This is a genomic window from Cystobacter fuscus DSM 2262 (assembly GCF_000335475.2).
In the GTDB taxonomy this organism is placed as follows: domain Bacteria; phylum Myxococcota; class Myxococcia; order Myxococcales; family Myxococcaceae; genus Cystobacter; species Cystobacter fuscus.
This window is the reverse complement of sequence record NZ_ANAH02000007.1, coordinates 556,443-580,764: the sequence shown is the minus strand read 5'-3', so window position 1 is coordinate 580,764 and position 24,322 is coordinate 556,443. Positions and strand designations below refer to the sequence as shown.

General features: G+C 68.1%; 13 protein-coding genes. 4 read left to right on the top strand and 9 right to left on the bottom strand.

Features of this window, described 5'->3' with window-relative positions:
• Positions 1-33: 33 nt before the first annotated feature.
• The 4 genes from D187_RS14750 to D187_RS14735 form a co-directional block, all read right to left on the bottom strand.
• On the bottom strand, positions 34-5,406 hold the full coding sequence (locus D187_RS14750; RefSeq protein WP_002621673.1) for a trifunctional serine/threonine-protein kinase/ATP-binding protein/sensor histidine kinase: 5,373 nt from the start codon (positions 5,404-5,406) through the stop codon (positions 34-36).
• A gap of 281 nt (positions 5,407-5,687) precedes the next feature.
• Positions 5,688-6,542, bottom strand: a complete 855-nt coding sequence (locus D187_RS14745) for a tetratricopeptide repeat protein (RefSeq protein WP_002621672.1) — start codon at positions 6,540-6,542, stop codon at positions 5,688-5,690.
• Between the two features lie 31 nt (positions 6,543-6,573).
• Positions 6,574-8,337 carry a serine/threonine-protein kinase gene (locus tag D187_RS14740; RefSeq protein ID WP_002621671.1) on the bottom strand — a complete coding sequence of 588 codons (1,764 nt, stop codon included), beginning with the start codon at positions 8,335-8,337 and terminating at the stop codon, positions 6,574-6,576.
• A gap of 421 nt (positions 8,338-8,758) precedes the next feature.
• Positions 8,759-10,267, bottom strand: a complete 1,509-nt coding sequence (locus D187_RS14735) for a DUF4214 domain-containing protein (protein ID WP_081713694.1) — start codon at positions 10,265-10,267, stop codon at positions 8,759-8,761.
• A gap of 302 nt (positions 10,268-10,569) precedes the next feature.
• On the opposite strand from D187_RS14735, the gene D187_RS49920 reads away from it, so the two are divergent.
• Positions 10,570-13,254, top strand: a complete 2,685-nt coding sequence (locus D187_RS49920; RefSeq protein WP_002621669.1) for an ATP-binding protein — start codon at positions 10,570-10,572, stop codon at positions 13,252-13,254.
• Between the two features lie 267 nt (positions 13,255-13,521).
• Complete coding sequence (locus D187_RS14725) at positions 13,522-14,601, top strand: Kelch repeat-containing protein (protein WP_162159642.1); 1,080 nt, start codon at positions 13,522-13,524, stop codon at positions 14,599-14,601.
• A 22-nt stretch (positions 14,602-14,623) separates the two neighbouring features.
• Here the strand turns inward: D187_RS14725 and D187_RS14720 are convergent, their stop codons facing one another.
• Entirely contained in the window at positions 14,624-16,084 is a 1,461-nt protein-coding gene (locus tag D187_RS14720) for a GAF domain-containing sensor histidine kinase (protein ID WP_162159641.1), read from the bottom strand.
• A 195-nt stretch (positions 16,085-16,279) separates the two neighbouring features.
• Here D187_RS14720 and D187_RS14715 point away from each other — a divergent pair, with 195 nt between their 5' ends.
• Positions 16,280-16,957, top strand: coding sequence for a cobalamin B12-binding domain-containing protein (locus D187_RS14715; protein WP_043429714.1), 678 nt, complete (start codon positions 16,280-16,282; stop codon positions 16,955-16,957).
• 481 nt (positions 16,958-17,438) lie between these two features.
• On the top strand, positions 17,439-18,815 hold the full coding sequence (locus D187_RS14710; protein WP_245591712.1) for a multicopper oxidase family protein: 1,377 nt from the start codon (positions 17,439-17,441) through the stop codon (positions 18,813-18,815).
• Between the two features lie 681 nt (positions 18,816-19,496).
• Here the strand turns inward: D187_RS14710 and D187_RS14705 are convergent.
• From D187_RS14705 to D187_RS14690, 4 genes are all read right to left on the bottom strand, one after another.
• A complete protein-coding gene (locus D187_RS14705) occupies positions 19,497-20,801 on the bottom strand; it encodes an aspartate kinase (protein ID WP_155893345.1) in 1,305 nt (434 codons plus the stop codon).
• 11 nt (positions 20,802-20,812) lie between these two features.
• Positions 20,813-21,676: a class I fructose-bisphosphate aldolase gene (locus D187_RS14700; protein ID WP_002621663.1), complete on the bottom strand. Its 864-nt coding sequence runs from the start codon at positions 21,674-21,676 to the stop codon at positions 20,813-20,815.
• A 50-nt stretch (positions 21,677-21,726) separates the two neighbouring features.
• Positions 21,727-22,977 (bottom strand): 3-dehydroquinate synthase II domain-containing protein, encoded by a 1,251-nt coding sequence (locus D187_RS14695; RefSeq protein ID WP_002621662.1) that lies wholly within the window; start codon positions 22,975-22,977, stop codon positions 21,727-21,729.
• A 121-nt stretch (positions 22,978-23,098) separates the two neighbouring features.
• Positions 23,099-24,316: a phenylacetate--CoA ligase family protein gene (locus D187_RS14690; protein ID WP_002621661.1), complete on the bottom strand. Its 1,218-nt coding sequence runs from the start codon at positions 24,314-24,316 to the stop codon at positions 23,099-23,101.
• Positions 24,317-24,322 lie beyond the last annotated feature (6 nt).

The window sequence follows — 24,322 nt, the reverse complement described above, 5'->3', positions numbered from 1 at the left end:
GGCGCGGGTAGGAAAAGGTGCCACGGTTTCCAGTCAACGCTCATTCGCGGACGAAGGAGGGGCCCCGCTGGGCGCCCCCTGGCTGGTTTCCGGGGGGGCCTCCCTGGGCTCGGGCGTGAGCGGAATCTCCAGGGTGGCCGTGGCCCCCTTGCCGGGGCCCTCGCTCTCCAGCGTCAGCCGCCCGCCCAGCATCTTCGCCGCCAGCGCGCTCGAGTGCAGGCCGAAGCCGTGGCCGTCCTTGCGCGTGGTGAAGCCATGCGTGAAGAGCTTGCCCTGGACGTCCGGCGCGAGGCCCACGCCGCTGTCCGTCACCTGGATGCGCGCCCACCCGTTGTCGGCGGTGAGCCGCACGCGCAGGTTCCGCTGCTGCTCGGGCATCGCGTCCATGGCGTACTTGGCGTTGGCCACGAGGTTGACGAGGATCTGCATCACCTTGTGCTTGTCGATATGCACCCGGGGCAGGAGGGCGAACTCTCGGGTGAGGGTGACGCCGTGGCGCTGGAGCGAGGTGTACTGGATGCGCAGGGTGTCGTCGACGAGTTGCGCCAGGTCGCACTCCTCGGTGAGCAGCGGCGTCTTCGCGTAGGTCTGCTGCACCTGGACGATGGCGCGGATGTGCTCCAGGTGCCGGTTCATGGCGTCCAGGCTCTCCTGCAGGTTCGTCTGCTCCTTGATGAGCTCGGAGGCGAGCGCGGACACGTAGTCGGGCAGGCGGCTGCCCCGGGGATCCTTCGTGAGGAAGTCCACCAGCGTGTCGCGGTGCTCCTCGAACAGCGTGGCCACCTGCCGCACCCGGACGACCCGCGACGCGCCCACCGCGTGACGCGTCGTCTCGAGGTTGACGACGGCGCTGGTGAGGACGTTGCCCACGTTGTGCAGCACGTTGGAGGCGATCTCGGACATGCCCGCCGCGCGCGCCATCTCCACCAGCCGGGCCTGGGCGTCCTTGAGCTCGCGCGTGCGCTCGTCCACGCGCCGCTCCAGCTCGTCGTTGGCGTCGCGCAGGGCGGCCTTGGCTTGATGGATGTCCGCGTAGAGCCGCGCGTTCTCGATGGAGATGGCGGCCTGGGAGGCGATGTGCCCGAGCAGCCTGAGGCGGGCCGGGGTGAAGGCATCCGCGGTGAGGCTGTTCTCCAGATAGAGCACGCCGACGAGCTCCTCCTGGCGCAGCAGCGGCAGGCAGAGCACCGCCTTGGCCCGGCCGCGCTCGAAGTAGTCGTCGGAGGCATAGGGATGGGGCCGGGAGGCATCCCCGATGAGCACGTGCTCGTGCGCGCGCTTGACGTAGGTGAGCAGTGACCACGGCAGCTCGTGGGTGGCGTTGTCTTCCGGGAGCACCACTCTGCCCCCCTCCGCCACGTTGGAGATGGCCACCAGCCGCAGCTTGTTGCCGAGCGGGCGCAGCAGGGCGCCGCGCTGGGCGCCGGCGTTCTCCATGGCCACCCGCAGCAGGGTGGACACCAGCTGTTCCAGGACGATCTCCCCGGAGATGGCCTGCTGGGCCTTCACCACGCTGAGCGCATCCAGCTGTGTCGAGCTGGTATCGAAGGCGTCGCGGTTCGGAGTGCTCGCCGCGCTCGCGAGCGAGGGCCATTGGTCCTCCAGGTGCTGGACCTTGCCGTGGGCGCCCCACGTCCGGTACGTCTCCCGCGCCTCGCGGGCGTAGGCCAGGGCAATGCTCTTGACGCCCCGCTCGAGCCAGAAGCGCGCCGCGAGTTCATTGGCGAGAGCGACGTTCTGGAGGAAGCCGTTCTCGCGTGCGGAGTGGAGCGCCGCATCGTAGGCGTGCATCGCCTCGTCCCACTGGCCCAGGCGGTAGGCGAGCTCCGCGGAGACCAGCCGCTCCGCCGCGCGGAAGCTGCCGGGGTTGTTCTCCGCCCAGACCTCGAACTGTCGCTGGTGTCGCCGCATGGCCTCGAGGTACTCCCGCCGTGCTTCTGGCGCCGCGTCCTCGCAGCAGGCGGACAGGGCCAGGGCGCTGTAGAGGTGGAAGTCGACCAGCTGGATATGGCCGACCGAGGACCAGATGAGTGCCTCGGCCCTGGCCGACGCCTGCCGCGCCTCCTCGTACCGGCCGCACATGAAGCGCGACTGCGTCTTGGTGATCCAGTACCAGCACGCCATGGTGCTCATGTGCGGTGTCGTCGACAGCCCGAGCTCGAAGGCCTCCTCGTCGAAGTCCTCACCGCTCAGTGAGTCGAAGGAGGGAGACAGGCCGCGCAGCTGCTGGATGTAGCGCTGGGTGTGCTGGATGACTTGCTGGACGGCCTGGAAGCCGGCCTTGCGCGCGAAGTCCAGGCGCGCGATCGACTCCTGATAGATCTCCTCCAGGTCGTGCCCGTGGGCGAGGCGATTCGTGACGATGTGGTTGCAGCAGTAGCAGGCGGTCTGGAAATCGCCCGCCGGAACGGCCAGCTGGAAGGCGTTGCGGATGTATTCCAGTGCCAGGGTGAGGGGCTGGGTCCAGACGCTGAGCAGCTCCATCGAGTAGAGGCTCCTGGCCCGGGAGGAGGAGAAGCCATGGCGCTCGACGAGGGCGAGGGCCAGCTCGCCGAAGGCGTATCCCTCCCGGTACCGCCCGAACAGGTCGCCCATCGTGATGCCGTACCACGCATACCCATTCGTGACGGCCTCGCTGTTGCCGTGGCGCAGGGTGAGGGAGACCATCCGGCACAGGTGCAGGACGAGCAGATTGACGTCGGTGAAGAGCGCGGGGGTGAACAGGGCGGCGAGGACGCTCATCACCACCTGGATGTCCGGGTCCGTCATGAGCGGCAGCTCGACGAGGCTCGCGATGGGGCGCTCCCCCAGCAGGGTCCGCACTTCCTCGTTGGCGGCCTCCACCTCCTCCCGGGAGGGGTGGAGGGACATGGGCATGCCCAGCGCGGTCAGGCACTCCAGCAGACAGGTCACGGCGCGCAGGGTCTCGCTGGTGGCGATGTGGATATCACTCAACAACACGGACACCGACGCCAGCTGCGCGGGGGTCCGCGCCCGGGGGCGGAGCGCCTCCACGAGCTGGCGCGCCCCGTTCGTGTTGCCGCTCATGAACTCGCTCGTCGCCTGCTGGAGGCTCAGCTGGAAGGCCAGCGCGTGTTCGCTCTCCCAGGAGTCCGGCAGCAGCGAGAGGGCCACCGTGAAGTAGGTGACGGCCGCGCTGTGCGCCGTCGAGGCCTGGGCCTTCCTGCCCGCCTCGGCGTTCAGCAGGGCGACCCGGTGGCGCTCCTCGGGGAGCACGAGCAACTCCGCCCCGGCGTTGAGCTGGTTCACCACGTCGAAGAGCTTCTGGCGCAGCTCCTCCGGTGGGAGGCTCGCCAGCAGGAGGCGGCCGATGCGCAGGTGGATCGCCTTTCGCTCCGCCTCGGGAATGAGGGCGTGGGCCGCCTGCTGGATGCGATCGTGGAGGAAGCGGTACTGCTCCTGGCCCGCCTGCATCAACAGGCCTTCCTGGAGCGCGGGCTCGAGTTGCCGAGCCACCTCGTCCTCCGGTTTGTCGGAGATGATGGCCAGGGTCCGTGGCGGGAAGGTGTTGCCCGCACACGCCGCCAGACGCAGCAGGTGTTGGGTCTGCTCGGGGAGCTGTCGCAGCCGGCCCACCAGGAAGTCGACGACGTTGTCGGAGTAGGCCCGGGCCCGGATGCCCTCCTCATCCCACTGCCAGCGCCCCTCGGGCGTGCGGGTCAACAACCCGTCCTGGTTCAGCGTCCGCATGAGCTGGAGGAAGAAGAAGGGGTTGCCTCCGGTCTTGCGGTGCACCAGGGCCGACAGCGGCTCGATGACTTCCTCCCTCCCCGCGCCCGGGAGCGCGTCGGTGATGATCTGCCGCAGCTGCTCCTGGCTCAGGGGCTCGAGCCGGAGCTCGGCCACCCACGCGCCGCCCTTGCGCAGCTCCTCCCGCGCCAGCATCAGCGGGTGGGACGGGCTGACCTCGTTGTCGCGGTAGGCGCCGATCATCAGCAGCGGCGGGGTGTCCGGGTGGGTGAAGAGGTGCTGGATGAGCCGGAGGCTGGCCACGTCGGCCCACTGCAGGTCATCCAGGAAGATGACGAGCGGGTGCTCGGGGGTGGAGAGGACCCCGAGGAAGCGCTGGAAGACCCAGTCGAAGCGGTGTTGCGACTCGGAGGGAGAGAGGGCGGGGAGCGCCGGCTGCTTGCCCGCGACGAGCTCGAGCTGGGGCACCAGATCCACGAGGAGCTGCCCGCTGCCCTCCCACGCCTCACGCAGTTGCCCGCGCCACGCCTCGAGTTCCGCGTCGGTGCCGGCCAGCAGTTGGCGCACCAGGCCCCGGATGGCCTGGGCCAGGGTGGCGTAGGGGATGTCCCGCTGGAACTGGTCGAACTTGCCATCGAGGAAGAGGCCTCGCTGCTGCACGACGGGCCGGTACAGCTCGTGCACCACCGCGGACTTGCCGATGCCGGAGTAGCCGCTGAGCAGCACCAGCTCCGGATGTCCTCCTCGGGCAATTCGTTCGAAGGACTGGAGCAGCGTGTCCACCTGCGCTTCGCGCCCATAGAGCCGCTGGGGCATCTGGAAGTGGGTGGGGATGTCGTACTCGCCCAGGGGGAACGGTTCGAGCTCTTCCCCCCGGCCGAGCGCCTGCAGGCAGCGCAGCAGGTCCGCCTTCAGCCCGTCGGCGCCCTGGTAGCGCTCCTCGGCTACCTTGGCCAGCAGCTTCATCACGATGGCCGACAGGATGGGGGGAATGGCCGGGACGCGCTCGTGCGGCGCTTTGGGGATCTGCGCCATGTGGGCGTGGAACCACTCGAGCGCATCGCGCCCGTGGAAGGGCAGGGTGCCGGTGAGCAGCTCGTAGAAGGTGATCCCCAGGGAGTAGAGGTCGGTGCGGTAGTCCACGGAGCGGTTCATCCGCCCGGTCTGCTCCGGGGACATGTAGGCCAGGGTCCCCTCGATGAGCGTGGCGGGGGCCGCCTCCACGTGCTCCACGCTCTGGACGGTGGCGCTCCCGAAGTCGATGATGCGCGTTTCCCCCGAGGGCAGGAGGATGATGTTGGAGGGTTTGAGATCCTTGTGGATGACGCCGTGGCGGTGGATCTCCGTGAGCGTGGACGCCAGGGAGATGGCCAGATCGAGGAAGCGCTCGACCCCGAGCGGTTCCCCCACGATGTCGGACAGGGCGCAGCCGCCTTCTTCTTCCATCAGGAGCACCGGCCGTCCGCCGCTCTGCTCGCAGCCCAGCGCCTGGGGGACGCCGCGCACCTCGCTCAGTCGCCGCAGGATGGCGTGCTCCCGGCGGTAGTCGTCGCGCTCGCGAGTGCCGGGGGTAGCGGACATGGGCATCTTGACGATGACGGGCAGGCGATCCGCATCGCGCACCGCGCGGAACAAGAGGTTCGTGCTCGTCGACTTGAGCTTGTCGATGAGCGTGTAGCCAGGAATGCTGACCATATGACGACTGTCCACCTCGGTTGAGCCCGCGCTTCCCCATGAGCCGGAGGGCGACCTTTCGCGACTCGCGGACGAGGCCTGGGTGACGGCCCTCTGTCGGGGCTCTCACGGGGTGTGGCTCTCGTATTATCGGCAACAGATAGGGGGTGCGGCGGAAAAATGATCCGCTCCTCGGCTGCTTGACAGGGCCTCGTTGGTTGCGGCCGCTGCTTCTCCCGGAGTCCCGCGACGAGCGGACGGCGAGGCGCTCCCCACGCGAGCTGCTGCCGAGGGGAGGAGGGCTAGAGCAGGGGGACGCCCACTCCGGCCGAGGCCGTCAGGAGGACACTGCGGAAACGCTCTGGCGCGCTCACCGCGAGCTTCTCGACGCCCACGTCCACGAGGAAGGTCAACTGGGACCAGGGCGTCACCCGCACGCCCACCGTTCCGCCCCCACCGACGCCCACGCCTGTCACCAGCGTGCCGCGCAGGGCAATGCGTGGCTGGATGAGCCCGTTACCCAGGAGGTAGCCCAGCTCCAGTCCGATCCCCCACCGGCCATCGGGACCTGGAAGCAGCCGCGCGCTGGAGTCCAGTCCCCCGTAGCCCAGGCTGACTCCCACGCCAAACCCCCGGGCGCCCTGGCCCAACATGTCCACGTAGCCGAAGACCTCCGGACGCAGCCGGAAGGAGGCGTCCGATCCGGCCCGCGGGGATTGCGGCTCGTTCTCGCGCCACGCCTCGACGGACCGCGATGGCTCGGCCACCGCCGTGCTCCGCCGCTGCTCGGTCTCCTGGGCTTGAGCTTCCGCCCGGAGCCGCTCGGCCTCCACGTTCCCCCGCGCCAGGTCCGCCAGCTCCACGAAGTCAGGAGGAAAGCGCCTGGTGTCCACCCGCTGCTCGGGGTGGCGCCGCGCGAGCTCCTCGAGTTGCGCGCGGGCCTCGTCCTTCATGCCGAGCGCATGCATCGATGCGGCGAGGTAGACACGCGCGAGCGCCTGCTCCTTCGGCGAGGAGCTCGGGTCATCCGCTTCCCGCTGAAGCTTGTCGATCGCCTTTTCGTACTGGCCACGCTTGTAGAAATCGACGCCCCGCGGCTGCGACCACGCGGCCAGCGGAGCGAGGAGGACCATCAGGACAAAGGCACGTGGGGACATGGAAAGACACGGCTCCTGACGGAGGGGGGCTCTAGTCCTCGAACTGACAGGTGACCTCGAGGGTGGTCTGCTTTCCCGAACGAATACTGAACTCCTGGCTTCGCTTCTGGATGGCGGGATTGTCGCGCAGCTCGAGCGTATGCTTGCCCGTGGTCAGGAGCATGTCGTGCAGCGGGGGCATCTTCCCCATGTAGCTGCCATCCACGTACACCTCGGCCCAGCACTCACTGACCAGGGTCAGGGTTCCCTCTCCGGAAGGAGCGCGGTTCTTCTCGGCGGTCGTGGTGCTCCGGGTCGTCCGGGAGGATTCGGGGCTGCTCTTCGGCGGGCTCGAGGAGGGCGCCTCTCCCCCTCCGAGGATGGACACCGCGGTGGGGGTGGTCGCGGGCTGGGTGGACGGCGTGGCCAGGGGCTCGGGAGCGGGGGGGAGAACAGGGCGCGTCTGTCTGGGAACGTCGGGCGCCGGGGCCTCTGGCGTGTGGAGGAACAGGGTCGTTCCCAGGCCCACGAAGAGCATGACGACGCCCACCGCCACCCGCCGCGGCGTGTGTGAGCCAGGGCTCGGTGCGCGCTCGATCCGGTCGGTCACGACGGCCCGCGTGTCACGAGGTGGGGTGGTCCGCCGGGTCGCGGTGGGCGAGGGCTCGGGGACGGCCGGACGCGACCCCGAGAGGGTCCTCGGTGCGGCCCGCGTCTCCGGCACGGAGGCGACGCGCCCCGAGCGCCTGCCGCTCGGAGAGCGCGGAGCCGCCGCCCGGGCGGCCCCTTGTCGGACCTGGGCACGGGGCGCGGGGACGGGCTCCGGCGCGCTCCGGGGAAGGCTGGCCACCTGGGTCGACTCCGCGGCGAGCGTGCGGGAGATGAACTTCAGATCTCGCACCACCTCTTCCGCCGAGGTCGGCCGCTGCTCGGGCTTCTTCGCCAGCAGGCGCAGGACGAGCATGTCGAGTTCGGGCGGCAGTCCTTGCACGAAGGACGACGGCGCGGGTGGCGGCGTCTGCACCTGGTGGATGGCCACCTGCATGGGCGTCGCCGCCTGGAAGGGCAGCCGTCCCGTGAGCATCTCGAACAGGATGATGCCCACCGCGTACAGGTCCGTGCGCGGGCTCACCTCCTGCCCACAGGCCTGCTCTGGCGCCATGTAGTCCGGCGTGCCCACGATCATGCTCGCGCGGGTCTGGGGCGTGGCGGAGTGGGGCGCCGCGGCCTGCTTGGCCAGACCGAAGTCGAGCACCTTCATGTACTCGGTGCCATTGGACTCCTGCACCACGAAGAGGTTGCCCGGCTTGAGGTCGCGGTGGATGACGCCCACGCCGTGCGCGGCCGACAGCGCGCCGAGCACCTCGATGATGAGCGGGATGGCCTCGGTGGGTGGCAGCGGTCCCCGGTCATGGAGGACCTCGTCGAGCGGACGCCCGGTGAGGTACTCCATGACGAGGTACTGGCCGAGCCCCGGGAGCGTGCCGAAGCCGAAGATGTCGATGATGCCGCGGTGGCGGATGGCGCTGGTGGCGCGCGCCTCCGCGATCAGGTCTCGCGAGCGGGCGCCCTCGGAGGAGTCGGGGCGGATGAGCTTGATGGCGACCTTGCGGCCGATGATGGGGTGCTCGCCCTCGTAGACGACGCCCATTCCTCCGCTGCCAATGCGCCGGCGCACCTCGTACTCGCCGATCCGCTGGCCCACCACGACGTCCCGGACGACGGTGGCCTCCCACGCCCTCTCGGATTCGTCCAGGGACGGCGGCGGAAGCTGGCGTCCGTCATGCATCGGCATCTCATCCTCGGAATCGCTCATACGGCCGCACCTCCTGGGCAATGGCTGTCGTGCGGAAGATCCGTCCGTGGGGACGGGTCCGTGAAGGGGAGGAGATCGTCGCGCAACGTGGCCCCCCACGTCCACTCCGCCTCCTCCGAGACGGGGACCCTTCCCCCGTGCCGAGCGCGTGGTTGCGAGTTGTCATGGGCCGCGAGAAACCTGCATGGGACGGCCCATGTTAGGAGTGGGGCGCTTGCTTCTGGACGCCAACCACTTACGCCAGGACGCCAACCCTTTTCACTCACCGAGCGGTGGGAGAAGCCCGCGCGTGGCGCCTGCGTGGGGTGGACCCGTGCCGCGAGTCTCAGCCAGACACCTGGAGTGCGGCGGGCGAGGGCAGGCGGCCAGGTGGCCACACCGGGAGAGAAGACCCGGCGGGCGTGGACGCGACGGCGAGAGCCTAGAGCCCGTGCCGCGTCTTGTACTCGTTGCTGGAGACGAGGGCCTCCACCACGTCGCCCCGCGTCGTGCCCGTCTGCAGGGCGTTCACATAGGCGGCGAGCCCGGAGGCATCGGGATCCCTGCCCAACAAGACCGCGTACGCATAGGTGACGAAGTACGTGTTGGACATCGCGTCCATCGTCGACGCGGGGGTGTAGTTCCCCGTGGCGAGCCTGTAGGTGCGGTACTCGTTGGAGTTGAGGAAGGCGACCTGCACTTGAACGCGGGTCCTGGAGCCATTGTCGAGTGCGGTGGTCCAGGTGCTCATTCCCGAAGCATCGGCCACGCGCCCCAGGAGGATCTCGTAGAGGTACTTCACGTAGTCCGCGTGGGTCATCGAGCTGGCGACCACGGGAGGTGGCTGTCCACCCGCCGCGGCCTGGTTCGCGTTGATCTGCGCATCGGTCAGCAGCCCGCGGCTCGTGATCGTGGTCCTCTCCGCCGCGCTGAGGCTTCCGCCTGCGAAGGCAGAGGCCAGGAAGAGGTGGACCTTGGGCGTGTCGAGGTCATACATCAGCCCGAAGCGGCTCTCGGACACCGAATGGAGTTCCGGCTGATCCAGCAGCTCATAGAAGGAGACCGACTCGAGGGTGACCTTCGTCTGGGACAAGATGATGTTCAGATGCTTCGTGATGCCCCGGAAGCAGGCCTCGGTCGTCGGCTTGCCGGGGAGGTTCTCGTACGGGGTCCTGCTGCCATAGGGCGTGTTGGGATCTCCCGCGTAGATTTCCGCGCAATTGAACTCATTGATCCTCACGGGCTTGTTGAAGCGGGCCATGTTGGCGAACAGCCCGCCGGAGCCGAACCAGGGGTCCGTATCGAGGCTCGGATGCTCCTGCCAGGGGTAGATGTGATAGCCCAGCACATCGAACTCCACGCCTTGCGAGACCATGAAGTCGATGAAGCCATAGCCACGGCCGATGAACCCCAGGATGATCCGCAGGGGAACCCCGGAGCTGGCCCGGACATCCCTGATGGCTCGGGACATCCCACGGTTGACGGCGGCCTCGCGCCGGCCACAGTCGGTGTTGTACGGTGAAGCATCCATGGCGGACGAGCCGGGTGCGATCCTCAGTTGCCGCTCGTTCTGGAGCTCCCAATCCCGGATCAGATGCTTCATCTGATTGACGATGTTCCGGGTGGCATCATAGGCCTGCTGTTCCGTGGCCTGGGTCCCACAGGTGTAGCTGTTGTTCTTCGGATCGTACAGCATGGCTTCCAGCTGGATGCCGCGCTCCTTGAAAGCCGTCACGACCTGGGTGAGCCAGTTGATGTCCGACTGGGGAGAGATGTCCAACCGGACGGAGCGGATGTTCCTCTGGCTCAGCACCAGCGCCGTCTGTCTGGCCTGGTCCACCGTGCGGACGTGTGCTGGATGAAGATTCACTCCATAGGTCAGTGCCTGGGCCGTTGAAGACCACGCGAGGACCAGCAGGCCCAGCGCTGAAAGCAGCTTGAATCGATTCATGGTTCTCCATGAGGTAGTGGTTGGCCAGTTGTTCTCATATTTCTGTTTTTCAGGCAATTTGGTTTTTGTTCATATCGCATGCCACAAGGCGTGACGATTCAGCGCTACACCTGTCGCTGAGCCGCGCCGCGCGTTCGGTCCGGCCGGTGCCCCAGCCCGTTCCGTGATGGACGTTTCATCCCCCGGCTGCTTGTTCCGGATTCGTCGATTCAGCGCGTAGACGTTCACTCAGGTACGGGGAGGGGGCTGGCTGGCGCCCACTCCTCAAGTCCGCGTGAACAACCCTGCTAGACACGAGGGGCATGCGAACGGACGCCACCCAACCAGGGCAGTTGGCCGATCTGACCCACTGCGACAAGGAGCCCATCCACATCCCTGGCCGCATTCAGGCACATGGGGTGCTCCTGGTGCTTCGGGAACCCGCGTTGAGCCTCGTGCAGGTCAGCGAGAACGTCGCCGACTTCCTCGGGATACCGGTCGGGGCGCTGCTCGGACAACCCCTGCGCTCCTTCCTCCGGGAAGATCAGCTCGCTCCGCTGTTGGAGTGTCTGAATGGGCAGAGCCTCACCGAGCCCGTACGGCGCGAACTCGTGCTGCGCACCCCCACCGGGGAGCGACTCTTCGACGCCATCCTCCACCGCGGCGGTGGGGCGCTCATCCTGGAACTCGAGCCCTTCTCCCGGCAGGACGACGCGGCGGCGCTCGTGGCGCCCTACCATCAGGCCCGTGAGGCGCTCGCGCGGCTCAAGGCCGCCACGAGCCTCGACGAACTCTATCGGATCGCGGCGAGCGCGGTGCGCCAGCTCACCGGCTTCGACCGGGTGCTCATCTACCAGTTCGATCCGGAGGGCAACGGCGCGATCGTGGCCGAGGAACGGGAGGCGTCCCTCGACGCCTTCCTGGGCCTGCACTACCCCGCCTCGGATATCCCCCGGCAGGCCCGGCAGCTCTATCTGCGCAACTGGCTGCGGCTCATCCCGGACGTGCACCGTCCCACCGCCGCGCTCGTTCCCGCCCTTCATCCCGACACCCGGCAGCCGCTCGACCTGAGCCTCTCCATCCTGCGTGCCGTCTCGCCGGTCCACATCGAGTACCTGAAGAACCTGGGCCTGCGGGCCTCCATGAGCATCTCGCTCATCCGCGCCAACCAGCTCTGGGGGCTCATCTCCTGTGGCAACCACCAGGGGCCCAGGCACGTCCCCCATGACCTCCGGGTGGCGTGCGAGCTGGTGGGCCAGGTCCTCTCCCTGCAGATCTCCCTCCACGAGGAGGCGGAGCTCGCTCGCCAACGGATGCGCCTGCGGTGGCTCACGGATCAGCTCACCGGGCAGATGGCGGCGGCACAGGACTTCCGCGACGGGCTTCTGCGGCATCAGCCGAACCTGGCCGAGTTGTTCGAGTCCTCGGGCGCGGCCCTCTGCTTCGGGGGGGAGTGCTCGCGCCTGGGGCGGACGCCGAGCGAGGACGAGCTGTGGGCCCTGGCACGGTGGCTCGACACGAATGTCCGCCTGCCCGTGTTCCACACCGATGCGCTGTCGCGGCTGTTCCCCGCGGCCGAGCGGTACAAGGACATGGCCAGTGGGCTGCTCGCCATCCGCGTCTCCAGGAACCAGAGCCACTATGCCTTGTGGTTCCGTCCGGAGGTCATCCAGACGGTGACGTGGGGCGGAGATCCCCGCAAGCCGGTGGAACTCGACCCGGACGGGCCCCGGCTGCACCCGCGCAAGTCCTTCGCGCGATGGAAGCAACTCGTCCAGGACCAGTCGAGGCCCTGGCTCGCGCAGGAAATCGAGGCGGCACACGAGCTGCGGCGGGCCATCATGGACGCGGACCTCAAGCGGCAGGTCCTCCACGAGCAGGAGGCCCGGGCCGAGGCCGAGGAGGCGCGGCGGTTGTTGGCCTCCCTGACGGAGGCCATCCCCCAGCTGGTGTGGTCCACCGATCCCCTGGGCAACCCGGACTTCTACAACAGCCTCTGGTTCGAGAAGACCGGGTGCTCCCTGGATGCGGCCCGGGGTCAGGGCTGGGCACAGGTCGTCCATCCGGAGGACCGGCAGCGCACCCTGCATGCGTGGCTCAAGGCCACCCGGACGGTGCGGGACTTCGAGATCGAACACCGCTTTCGCATGCTGGATGGGAGCTACCGTTGGCAGCTCTCCCGCGCGCTGCCCGTGCGGGGCCCGGATGGGCAGGTGACGCGCTGGTTCGGGACCTCCACGGACATCGATGATCAGAAGCGCGCCGAGGCGGAGCGCTCACGGGCCATCCTGGCGCGCGAGGAGATCCTCGCCATGGTCTCCCATGATTTGAAGAACCCCCTGGGCGTCATCCTGTTGTCCACCGCCCTGATGCGCCGCTCGAAGCTCGAGGGCGAGCAGGGCGAGCAGCTCCGGGGACACCTGGAGAAGGTCCAGCGCGCGGCCGAGCGGATGAACAGCCTCATCCGCGACATCCTCGATCTGGCGCGCATCGAGGCGGGGCACTTCATCATCGAGCCCGTGCCACACCCGCCCTTCGCGCTGATGGACGAGGCCATCGAGATGCTGTTGCCCCTGGCGACCCAGAAGGTCCTGCGGCTGGCGCGGCACGGGGGGAGCGAATCCCTTGGCCCGGTGTCCTGCGACCGCGAGCGGATCCTCCAGGTCTTCTCCAACCTGCTGGGCAATGCCATCAAGTTCACCCCGGAGGGGGGCTCGGTGCTCGTCTCCGCCGAGCCGGGCGAGGGCACCGTGCGCTTCTCGGTGAAGGACACCGGGCCCGGCATTCCCGCCGAGCAACTGCCCCACCTCTTCGATCGCTACTGGCAGGCCCGGGACAAGGCGCGCATGGGCTCGGGACTCGGGCTGTTCATCTCCCGCGCCATCATCGCCGCCCACGGCGGCCAGATCTGGGCGGACAGCACCGTGGGTGTGGGCAGTACCTTCTCCTTCACCCTCCCGCTTGCACCGCCACCCCATCGGCCCCTGGGGACAGGTCAACCAGGATGAACCAGACACTTCCGGCCGCATGAGCGCGCACGGCTCAACAGCAGGAGGGCCAGCGATTGAGCCCTTGTCCCGTGCTGCCTAGCTTTCGCGTCACCTCGGCTCTGACTGCTCTGGAACACATGAGCGTCAGGGTCCGGGCCATTGCCTGGGGGGTCGTCGGACATGCTCATGAAGAAGACCATGCGTCGTGGTGCCGTGCTTGCCTTGCTCGCGGCTCTGGGTGGGTGTGGGGCTCCGGAGCTGGACGGGGCTGAAGACAGACAAGACATGATTCAAAGGCCGGCGGCGTCTGGCTCGGCCTTGCGTGACGGTGAGGTGCCCGGTGCGTCGTCCTGGGCGGTCACCGGGAGCATGGGGTTGCCGCGCATGTATCACACCGCCACCCTGCTTCCCATGACGGGCCAGGTGCTCGTGGCGGGCGGCTTCAATACCACCACGGAGGCGTACGAGCCGAGAAATGGAGAGTGGTGGCGGGCGGCCAATACCCTCACCACCCACCGCTCGCACACGGCGACGTTGCTGCTCGATGGCCGGGTGCTCCTGGCGGGCGGTGGACAGCACCCCCGCACGGGGGTCAACGCGGAGATGTACGACGAGATCACGGTCTCGTGGAGCGCCGCGGGCCGCATGATCACCACGCGTTTCGGTCACACGGCGACGCTGCTGCCCGATGGCCGGGTGCTCGTGGTGGGGGGCACCGACAAGGAGTTCAGCGGGCGTACGCTGAGTTCGGCGGAGCTGTACGATCCGGGCACCGACACCTGGACGGCCACGGGAAGCCTGGCCGCGGCGCGCACCCACCACACGGCGACGTTGCTGCCCGATGGCCGGGTGCTGGTGGTGGGCGGGGATGACAAGAAGCTCCGCAGGAACACGGCGGAGCTGTATGACCCGAGCACTGGGACGTGGTCGTCCACCACCAGCATGTGGGCGTCGCGCACCTATCACTCCGCGACCCTGCTGAGCACGGGCCAGGTGCTCGTGGCCGGAGGAGATCCGGAGGGGCGCAATGCCTCGGCGGAGCTGTACGATCCGGGCACCCGGACGTGGTCGTCCACGGCCGACATGAACGACGCACGGCGCTATCACACGGCGACGCTGCTGCCCGATGGGCGGGTGCTCGTGGCGGGTGGCTACCATGACAACGGTGGTATCCACTTCTCCGCGGAGTTGTATGACCCGGCCACGGGGACCTGGAGCTCCACGGCCAGCATGAACGCGGATCGCTTTCAGCACTCGGCCACGTTGCTGCCCGAGGGCTCCCTGCTCGTCGTGGGCGGTGTCGGCAATCACGATCAGTCCTCCGCCGAGCTGTATGTGCCGGAGGCTCTCGCGGTCTTGGAGTGAGTCAGGGCGCGCTGCCCGTGGCTCACGGCCCCGAGGACGTGAGGGTAGGGGCCTCGTGCGCCACGGGCACGACGAAGCAGAAGGTACTTCCGCGGCCGGGCTCGCTCTCCACCCAGATGCGCCCTCCGTGCGCCTCGACGAGCCCCTTGGCGATGGACAACCCGAGCCCGGCCCCTCGGCGATCTCCGTGCCGCATCTGCCAGAAGCGGTCGAAGAGGTGCTCGCGGGCCTCGGGGGGGATTCCCGGGCCGGTATCACTCACCCAGAAGCGCACCACCGTTCCCTCCGCCCGGGCGCCGAGCGTCACCCGGCCCCCGGGCGGGGTGAACTTCAGGGCATTGCCCAGCAGGTTGGAGAAGACCTGGAGGATCCGTTCCCGGTCCACGCGCACCCAGGGCAACACCTCGGCGATATCGGTGCCCAGTTGGAGCCGCGAGGCCAGCGGGCGCGCCTCCTCGAGCGCCTCCTGGAGGAGTGATTCCGTGGGCTCCGGATAGGTCTCCACGGCCAGCCTGCCCGCCTCCAGGCGGCTCACGTTCAGGAGATCTTGAATCAACCGGTTCATGCGCTCCACGGAGCCGCGGATGATGCGCAAGGGCGCCTGGAGCCGCGTGTCGCCGACGACGATCTGCTGCCTCAACAACGTCTGGGCACTGATGGAGATGGCATTGAGCGGATTGCGCAGGTCGTGCGCCACCACGGCCAGGACGTCGTCACGCGCCTGGGTGGCCTCTCGGGCGGTCCGGTACAGGCGGGCGCTCTGGATCGCGAGCGCGGCCCGGCGCGCCAGTTCCTCTCCCAGCCTCAGGTCCGCCTCTCCATACGCGTGCCGGGGCGCACTGGCGACGAGCACGAGCGTGCCCAGGAAGTGTTCGTGGACCTGGAGTGGCAGGCCCATGAGCGAGCGCGGGTTCAGCTCGAGCAGGAGCCGGAGGTGCTCCTCGCTTCGGGCGAGGGATTGGAGACTCCCGGAAGTCACCTCCGGCAGCACCCAGGGCCGCCGCGTCTCCAGCAGGGGCGAGAGCAAGGACGGGCCACGCCGTTCCAGCGCCGTGCGCTCCAGGGCCTCGACGAGTGGCCCCTGGTTCGCGTCACGATGCACCGCCTTCAGTCGCCGGGGTCTCCAGTCCTCGGTCTCCAAGGCGAGCAGGCAGCAGTCCGCCAGGGAACCCACCGCCAGCGCGGCGACGTTCGTGAGCGTCTGTTCATGGTCCAGTGTCGATGCGAGGCGATCGCCCACCTCGCCCAGGACTCGGCTCTCCCACTCGCGCCGCTGCATCGCGGGGGTCGAGCACTCCCGCCGCCGCGACCCGAGCAGGACTCCCACGCCCAGTGTCAGCGCCATCAGCACCGCCACCGACGGGAAGCTCCATTCCTCCGAGTGTCTTGGGGACATCAGGGCAAGCACCAGGGCGAGGGCTCCCAGCACGAGGACCCCCGAGAGCATCACCCTTCCCTCGGTCTTCCAGGGGGGCCGGCGCATGTCTTTTCCCTCCCCCATGAGCACTCCTGACCAGAGGGACTCTGGCGCCCCTCAAGATGGAGCGGGCGGAAGGTCTTTCCAATCCCAGCGCACGGAGGAGACAGAGGCAGGCAGGGTGGCGCCAGGGCCTTCCCCATCCCGCGAAGGACGGCGGGTGGCTACGTTTGGTCCGGAGGGGTATGCGTGCCGGAAACCATGGAACAAAGCCAACCAGCGGAGCTTCGCTTCCTTCGCCTGCTCGCGTCCTATCTCGCCGCGCAACTGGCGGGGGACCTGAGGGGCGCCTTGCGCCTCCTCGATGAGTCATTGGTGCGGGGTGCCTCTGTCACGGACCTCCAGTGCCAGGTCATCCAGGCGGCTCAGCGCGAGCTGGGCCGCCTCTGGCAGCAGGGCCGCGTCGACATCGCCGAGGAGCACCGGGCCACCGCCATCTCCCAGGTAGCGCTCGCCCACCTCTTCGCGCGCGCCCAGCCCGCGCCCGCCCGGGGGGTGAGCGTGGCGGTGGCCTGCGTCGAGGGGGAGCTGCATGAGATGCCTGCCCGCCTGTTGTCCGACTTCCTGGAGCTGGCGGGCTTCACCGTGATGCACCTCGGAGCCAACCTGCCCACGGACAGCCTGGTTTCTCTCCTCGAGCGAGAGCCGCCAGACGTGCTGGCCCTGTCGGTGACGATGCTCTTCAACATCCCCGCCCTTCGCCGGGCCGTCGTGGAGGTCCGCGGGCTGATGGGCCCCACTCTGCCCATCCTCGTGGGAGGCTCCGCCATCAATGCGCTCCCGGGACTGGCGGAGGAACTGGGCGTGGCGAGCGCGGGTCCTACCCCGGCCGAGCTGGAGTCCGCCGTGCTGCGCGCGGTGGCGCGACGTCTTCATTGAGGAGTTGGTGGGGGGCTGGCGCCAGGTCCATCCCAGGGATGGTGCTTGCCCGGTCCCTTCTCGTCTCGGACGGCTGGGCAATTCATTATCAACTTCAAGGCGTTGGGGAATGGAGTTTCCGTTCCCGCACGTCGTGGCAGTTTGATGGAGAAAACTCCAGCGATTATCTCTCATCACGAATTCAGGGTGGTCCTACTCTCGCGTTCCCCTGTCTGATTGAGTTCAGGGAGAAAGCGCGAGATTGAAATTGGGGCTCTTGACTCTTCGACGTGGCGGTCTGTCTCTGTTGGGTGTTGGCTTGATGGCGGGTGCCGCCGCCGTCACCCTTCCAAAACCCTGGCCCTGGCCCGGGCCTGGGCCGGGGCCTGGGCCGGGGTCATGGCCGCAGGGCCAGAATGTTTCTCAGGATCTGGTAGTCAAATACGGCACCAATCGCATCTGCCGGACCATGGAGCAGGGCCAGTGCACGCAATGGGATAACGTGAAGTTGCGCTCCTACAATGGGGGGCTCGTCGGACCGACCATCGAAGTGCGGCCCGGCAGCACCTTGCGCCTCCTGTTGGACAATCAGCTCCCGCTGGAGCCGCCTCTGGAGGTGGAGCAGCTGCTCCATCCCACCCCCAACATTCCGCACGGCTTCAACACCACCAACATCCACACCCACGGGCTGCACGTGTCCCCCGTGGGCAACTCGGACAACGTGCTGCTGGCCATCGGCCCCCAGAAGCGTTTCGAGTATGAGATCAAGATTCCCGAAGATCACCCCGCCGGGACCTACTGGTACCACGCCCACAAGCACGGCTCGGTGGCCCTGCAGGTCTCCAGTGGCATGGCCGGCGCCTTGATCGTCCGCGGCGACATCGACGAGCTCCCCGCCATCAAGAATGCCCAGGAGAGGCTCTTCGTCTTCGAGCAGATTCCCTATGCCCTGATGGATGATCCCACAGCGCCGGGCACGCAGACCAACATGGTGGAGAGCTACGACCAGTTCATGCCGGGACGATGGGAGGAGTCCGGCCTGCGCACCCTCATCAACGGGGAGTTCATGCCCACCCTCAAGATGAGGCCGGGCGAGACGCAGCGCTGGAGGTTCATCCATACGGGCACCATGGAGGCACTCCGGCTCCGGCTCGTGCGCGAGAGCGATCCGCAGGCGGTGATGATGCAGTACCAGATCGCTCACGACGGCATCACCACCGGCCGCCTCGACGCGGTCCAGGAAACGGAGATGTTTCCCGGCTACCGGGTGGACGTGATGGTGAGGGCCGGTGCCGTGCAGGAGACCTACCTGCTGGTGGATGAGGCGAGCGCTGTCCGGGACTCGCTGCATGGCCAGGAGGAGTCGCGCAAGGTGTTGGCTCGCGTCGTGGTGGAGGGCAGGAGCGGCGGCATGATGCCGCTGCCCAGCCCGGTCGATCTGGCCAGGCTGGTGCCCTTGTCGCCCCTTAAGGACCAGGACGTCACCGGCACCCAGGAGGCGCACTTCTCTGTGGATTTCAGCGCCACCCCGCCCAAGTTCATGATCAACGGCAGGTCATACGACCCGAACGAGCCGCCACGCCGGCTCCAGTTGGAGGCGGTGGAGGAGTGGCACCTCTCCGCCTCACCGCAGCTGGGTCATCCCTTCCACATCCACGTCAATCCCTTCCAGGTGATGCTGGGCAATGGAAAGGATGTCTGGAAGGATACCATCTTCATAAAGCCGGGTGAGTCCTTCCGGCTGCGCACTCGCTACACGCGCTACATCGGGAAGTTCGTGCTGCACTGCCACATCCTGGACCATGAGGATCTGGGAATGATGGAGGTGGAGGAAGTCGTTCCACCCGGTGCGACGAGCAGTAGCGAGCACCCCCACTGAGTCCAGCACCGGGCTGCCCCCAAGTGTGTGGTTCGGGCAGCCCGGTGCCTGGCCTCCTCTTCCATGCGTCCGCCGCTCAGGCCGGGGCGCTGGAGGTGAGAGGCCCGGTGGATGTCCCGCCGAGGAAGTGACCCGAGGCAGGTCCTGTCAGGGGTGATGAACGCCCTCCCTCCGCGGAATCGCCTCTCATTGCCTGCCGGAAACCTGCCCAGGACGGCCCCTCCCGGAGGTTTCATGCGGCGGAGGGGAACGACCTGGTTCGCGCCAGGCCCAATGCTCCAGCGGGCTGCTCACCCGCGGCTCGTTCACCCCCCAGGCCCGACGCGGAGATGCCCAGCGGCTTCTGGCCACGACACGGGCGGGCGGCGATCGCCGGAGCGCGGGCCGTCACCCCCACCCTCGGAGGCCCCGGCCAGGGCCTCCGGCACCCGCGGTCCACGCGCGCCTGGCTTGTTCGGGAACTGCTCGAGAAGAAGGAGATGTCCGTCCGGGGTGCGCGCCTGCCCGCATCGGGCTGGCTGGGCTTGTCCACGCTCAGTCAGGTCCGTCCTCCCGGCCGCGCACCCGCTCGAGGCGCGCTCCATCGGGAAGTCCGTGCCGCACTGCACTTTCACCTGATGGACCCCGCACCGGGCTCAGGGCTCGGGCAGCCTGGTGCGTGGCCTCTTCTCGTTGCGCCGCTCAGGCCGGGGCGCTGGCCGTGAGCGCTTCGGCGGAGGTCTCGCCGGCGAGCTCGAAGGTGTCATGCAGCAGTCGGATGGCGTCGTCCGCCTGACCCGACTCCAGCAGGCAGCTCACCCGCAGCTCGTTCACCACCAGGCCCGACACGGCGATGCCCTGCCGGTTCAGGCTGCGGCACAGGCGGGCGGCGATTCCCGGATCCGAGCGCAGGCCGATACCCACCAGCGACACCTTGGCCAGGTTCGACGACACCCGCAGCTCACGGGCACCGAGCCGCTTGGAGAGCTGCCCCAGGTGGGGCCGCACGCGGAGCAGATCCCCCTCGGGCAAGGTGAAGGAGATGTCCGTCCGGGTGCTCTCCTGGCCGCAGCGGGCATGGCAGAGCATGTCCACGCTCACGTTCAGCTCGGCCAGCAGGTCCGTCACCTCCGCCACCTGCTCCGGGCTGCACTGCACCCCGAGCAGCTCCACCCGCGCCTGTCCTCGCTCGCACGCCAGCCCCATCAGCTTGCGGGCCTCGAGCACCTGCTCCCGGGCGACGATCCGGGTCCCTTCCTCCTCCGAGAACGTGCTGCGTACATGTACGGGTACTTCGTATTTCATGGCGATCTCCACGCTGCGCACCTGGAGCACCTTGGCCCCCAGGGACGCCAACTCGAGCATCTCTTCGTACGGAATGCTGTTCAGCTTCCGCCCGGATGGGCAGACACGGGGGTCGGCCGTGTAGACACCATCCACGTCCGTGTAGATTTCACAGACATCCGCATTCAGCGCCGCGGCCACCGCCACCGCCGTGGTGTCCGAACCGCCGCGCCCCAGGGTGGTGATGTTGTTGTCGGGATCCACCCCCTGGAAGCCCGCGATCACGACGATGCGTCCCTGGGCGAGGGCCCGGCGGATGGGGCCCTGCTCCACCCGCAGGATGCGGGCCCGGGAGAAGGCGCTGTCCGTGAGCACCGGCAACTGGTGCCCCAACAGGGAGAAGGCCTGTCCGCCCTCCGCCTGGATGGCCAGCGCCGTCAGCGCCACCGACACCTGCTCCCCCGTCGACGCGAGCACGTCCATCTCTCGTGAGTCCGGCAGGGGAAGCATCTGGTGGGCCAGCTTCAACAGCCGATCCGTCTCGCCGGCCATGGCGCTGACCACCACCACCACGTCGTTGCCCGCCCGCTGGCTGGCCAGCGCGATGCGAGCGATGTTGCGGATGCGCTCGACACTCGCCACGGACGTCCCCCCGAACTTCTTCACGAGGAGGGGACGCCGATGGTTCTGGAACACACATCCCCCCGTAGGGGGATGGCTCATGACCGTGGGCTTCATTTCACGACCTCTTCCACCACGGGGGACCAGCGCACCTGGGGCGCGTGGTCGGGTAGGGACCAGGTGAGGGTGGGCTCCGGCACCACGGTGTTGCTCCCCAGGACCACCTCCTGCAGACGGCTGAGCGTGGCGCGAGCGGACTCCCGCTGGAAGATGTTGCGTCCCACGCACAGCCCGGTGGCGCCGCAGCGCACCACCTCCTCGGCCATCATGAGGATCTCCGCTTCCGAGCGCATCGCTCCCCCCGCGAAGAACACGGCGGTGTGCTCCTTGATGCCCTCGAGCAGGGTGGGCATCAGCGCCAGGTCATCCGGCGCGGCCAGCTTGAGCGCGTCCGTGCCCAGCTCCACGCACGCGCGCATCAGGTGCTTGAGCCTGTTCACGCGCTGCTCCTGCGCGTCGCAGGAGACCTTGTCGTAGAGCATGGTGAGCACGGGCAGGCCGTACTGCTGGGCCTCGTCCACCACCTCCCCGAGCTGGGCCAGGTTGTGGGCGTCGTTCTTCCCATCGAAGTTGAGCTGGAGGGAGACCGCGTCCGCCCCGAGGCGGAGTGCCGCCTCCACCGAGGTCAGCCGCTCCTTGCGGTCCGGTGTCGGGGCCAGCGACATCATGCCATTGAGGTGGATCATGACGCCGATGCCATTCAACAGCCCGTGGCTCCCGAGTCGCTCCACCATGCCCTTGTGGGCGATGATCCCCGTGATGCCCGGATGGCCTATCCAGCGCGACAACTGCTCCACGCTGGCCAGGCCCTCCACCGGTCCAATCGTCAGCCCATGATCCATGGGGACGATGATTCCCCGTCCGCTCCGGCGGTCCACGAAATGCGACCAGCGGATGCGTTTGGCGGTTCCATTCATGATGACAGTTTCCTCCTGCTTGAAATGAAGTGCTTCGATGGGGATGCGGCTCAGGTCTCGATGATGTGCTCGTCGACCTTGATGCCCACGTGCCGGCCGGGCTGGGCCAGGTGGCCGAGCACCTTGTCGCCGGGCTTGAGGGCGGTGATGTTCAGCGGCTTGGCCTCGTCGGAGAAGATCCGCACGTGCCAGTCGTCCTGCATGATGGCGTTGATGCGCTCGCCGCTGGCGAACTCGACCTCGATGAGGCGCAGGGGCCGCACCTCCGTCTTCATCCGGCCGACGCTGGAGCGGCGCGTCTTGCCGGTGTGGTCCACCAGCATGATGGACGCGCCCGCGCGCAGCTCGCTCATGTAGTCCGTGCGGTTGTTGTAGTTGTAGACGTAGCTGTGCACGGCACCGGCGTTCACCCGGAAGGGGCGCAGCTCCATGTACGGCAGGAAGAAGACCTCGGGGCAGCACAGGATTCCGCCCTGCGAGGTGGAGCCCACCAGCATGCCCTCCGTCGGGGAGAAGAGCGTCGTGGTGTCGATGCAGCTGCGGTAGCCCATGCCGATGGGCACGCTGCGCACCACGCTGGCCACCTCCACCTTCGTCGCCGCGCGATCCATCCGGCCGAGCCGCGAGACGAACTCGCTCAGCGCGCCGTGTGAGCGCGGCGAGAACATGACGCCGTCCGCGCCCACCTCCATGACGCCCAGGGTGACGATGGCGTCATCCACGTCCGTCGGGGTGTTGATCTCCTTGATGAGCACGGTGCGCGTGGCCTGCAGCGAGGCGATCACCAGCTCCAGCGGGATGTTGGTGGGATCCCGGAAGCGCACCATCAGGTAGGCATGGTGGACGCCTTCCTGGATGGACGCATGGAGGCTGTCCCCGTCATCCACGTAGGCGCGGTAGCAGGTGTTGAACCCCAGCTCCGCGGCCTTCTGCAGCACCTGGACTTCGGGGCTCGCCACCACGAAGCTCTGACCGCCCTGGGGCAGCGTCTTGAGCCGCTCGAGGTCCTCGATGCGCGGGGCATGGAGCACCTTGATCACCCGCGCCGGGATGGCCGGCGCGAGCGCGGCGACGTTCTCCGGGTAGAGGACGACGCCGGTGTAGGCCTGGTTGACGATCCGCCCGAGCATGCCCTCGCAGTCCGCGGGAGTGGCCAGCCCGGCCGTGTCGAACCAGACGATGAGCGAGCCGGCTTCCTCCACCCGGTTGCGATCCCCCTCCACGCGCTCGAGGCGGATGCGCTCGCGCTTCTGCATGTTGACGGTGTCATTGTTCGCGGTGTTGGTCGAGGTAACGTCCATGATTGTGTGTTCTCCACCCGGCATGTTCGTGATGCCTGCCGCCCGCGGCGCGAGAAGGGCCGGGGATGAGTGACGCGGACGGATTGGTTTGTGTTTGATCAATGCTCCATCACGAGCGGCGTTACGGCGTGCTCACGTAGATGGGCTTGCCCGCCATGCCGAACGAGATCGGCTCCTGGCGGTCGTAGAGGGTCCCCTTGGGAACCAGGTCGACCTTCAGGCGCAGGCCGTGGTGTTCCTCCAACCGGGAGAGGAGGGCGGGCCGCAGCGAGTCTCCCTCCCGCTCCTTCTCCACCGTGAAGTGCAGCCGCCCGTCCGGCGTGGAGGACACCCGCCAGAAGCGCCGGCTGGGCAGTTGGGAGACGATCTCCTCCAGCTCCCAGAGATCGACCGGCCTGCCCTGGCTCCAGAGCAGGTCCTCCACCCGGCCGCGGACGATCAGGGTCGAGTTCTGACCACACGTGCAGGGCCGCTCCACGCGCTGGACGCGGTCGCCCGTGAGGTAGCGGATCATGGGCGAGGCCCTCCGGGTGAGCGAGGTGATGACCGAGTAGCCCGTCTCGCCCGGCGCCACTTCCTTCTCGAGCCGCTCGTCCAGCACTTCCATCAAGAAGTGCTCCTGCCAGGGATGGAGCCGCTGCTCCCGGCAGTCCATGGCCTGGGGACCCGTCTCGGTCATGCCATAATTGTCATACACGGGCACTCCCCAGAGCTCTTCCAGCAGCTCGCGCCGGGCCTGCGTCAGGGGCTCCCCGGCGCAGCAGAGGGCGCGCAGATGGGGAAAGTCCCGGCGGAGCACGAACCCCGCCATCTCCGCGGCCTCGGCGATCATCACCGCCGACAGGGAGATGGTGGCGAGCACGGTGACTTGCAACTTCCTCATCAGCTCGACCACACGCGGCAGCGGGGTGATGGAGGTCCGGCTGTCGGCGGGGATGGCACAGGCGCCCTTGTGCTGGACGGCCCCCTGGACGAAGTGCCCGATGGTGGAGAGGGCATAGGGAAAGCGGATGAGCACCCGATCCCCGGGCTTGAACCCGACACCCCACTCGGAGAAGCGCGAATGGATCTCCGTCAGATCTTCCCCGCTGAACCAGGCGGAGACGGGCGTGCCCGTCGTCGCGGAGGACTCGTGGTATTGCAGCAGCTTCTCGGGCGGGACACAGATGAGGCCGTGCGGCGACTGTCGGCGCAGGTCTTCCTTGGTCGTGAAGGGGAGCCGCTGGAACTCCTCCCAGGAGCGGAGGGGCGTGTCCGGCAGGCGCTCCTGGTAGAAGGGGGCGCCTCGTGCGTGCCGCAGCACCTGATTGATGATGTCCATGCGTTCTGACGTGGCCATGGGTCG

What these genes read in the sequence shown, in the direction of transcription:
- D187_RS49920 (WP_002621669.1), top strand. Translation starts at nt 10,570, where the DNA reads ATGCGAACGGACGCCACCCAACCAGGGCAGTTGGCCGATCTGACCCAC.
- D187_RS14750 (WP_002621673.1), bottom strand. Translation starts at nt 5,406, where the DNA reads ATGGTCAGCATTCCTGGCTACACGCTCATCGACAAGCTCAAGTCGACG.
- D187_RS14715 (WP_043429714.1), top strand. Translation starts at nt 16,280, where the DNA reads ATGGAACAAAGCCAACCAGCGGAGCTTCGCTTCCTTCGCCTGCTCGCG.
- D187_RS14700 (WP_002621663.1), bottom strand. Translation starts at nt 21,676, where the DNA reads ATGAATGGAACCGCCAAACGCATCCGCTGGTCGCATTTCGTGGACCGC.
- D187_RS14740 (WP_002621671.1), bottom strand. Translation starts at nt 8,337, where the DNA reads ATGAGCGATTCCGAGGATGAGATGCCGATGCATGACGGACGCCAGCTT.
- D187_RS14690 (WP_002621661.1), bottom strand. Translation starts at nt 24,316, where the DNA reads ATGGCCACGTCAGAACGCATGGACATCATCAATCAGGTGCTGCGGCAC.
- D187_RS14695 (WP_002621662.1), bottom strand. Translation starts at nt 22,977, where the DNA reads ATGGACGTTACCTCGACCAACACCGCGAACAATGACACCGTCAACATG.
- D187_RS14720 (WP_162159641.1), bottom strand. Translation starts at nt 16,084, where the DNA reads ATGCGCCGGCCCCCCTGGAAGACCGAGGGAAGGGTGATGCTCTCGGGG.
- D187_RS14735 (WP_081713694.1), bottom strand. Translation starts at nt 10,267, where the DNA reads ATGAATCGATTCAAGCTGCTTTCAGCGCTGGGCCTGCTGGTCCTCGCG.
- D187_RS14725 (WP_162159642.1), top strand. Translation starts at nt 13,522, where the DNA reads ATGATTCAAAGGCCGGCGGCGTCTGGCTCGGCCTTGCGTGACGGTGAG.
- D187_RS14705 (WP_155893345.1), bottom strand. Translation starts at nt 20,801, where the DNA reads ATGAGCCATCCCCCTACGGGGGGATGTGTGTTCCAGAACCATCGGCGT.
- D187_RS14745 (WP_002621672.1), bottom strand. Translation starts at nt 6,542, where the DNA reads ATGTCCCCACGTGCCTTTGTCCTGATGGTCCTCCTCGCTCCGCTGGCC.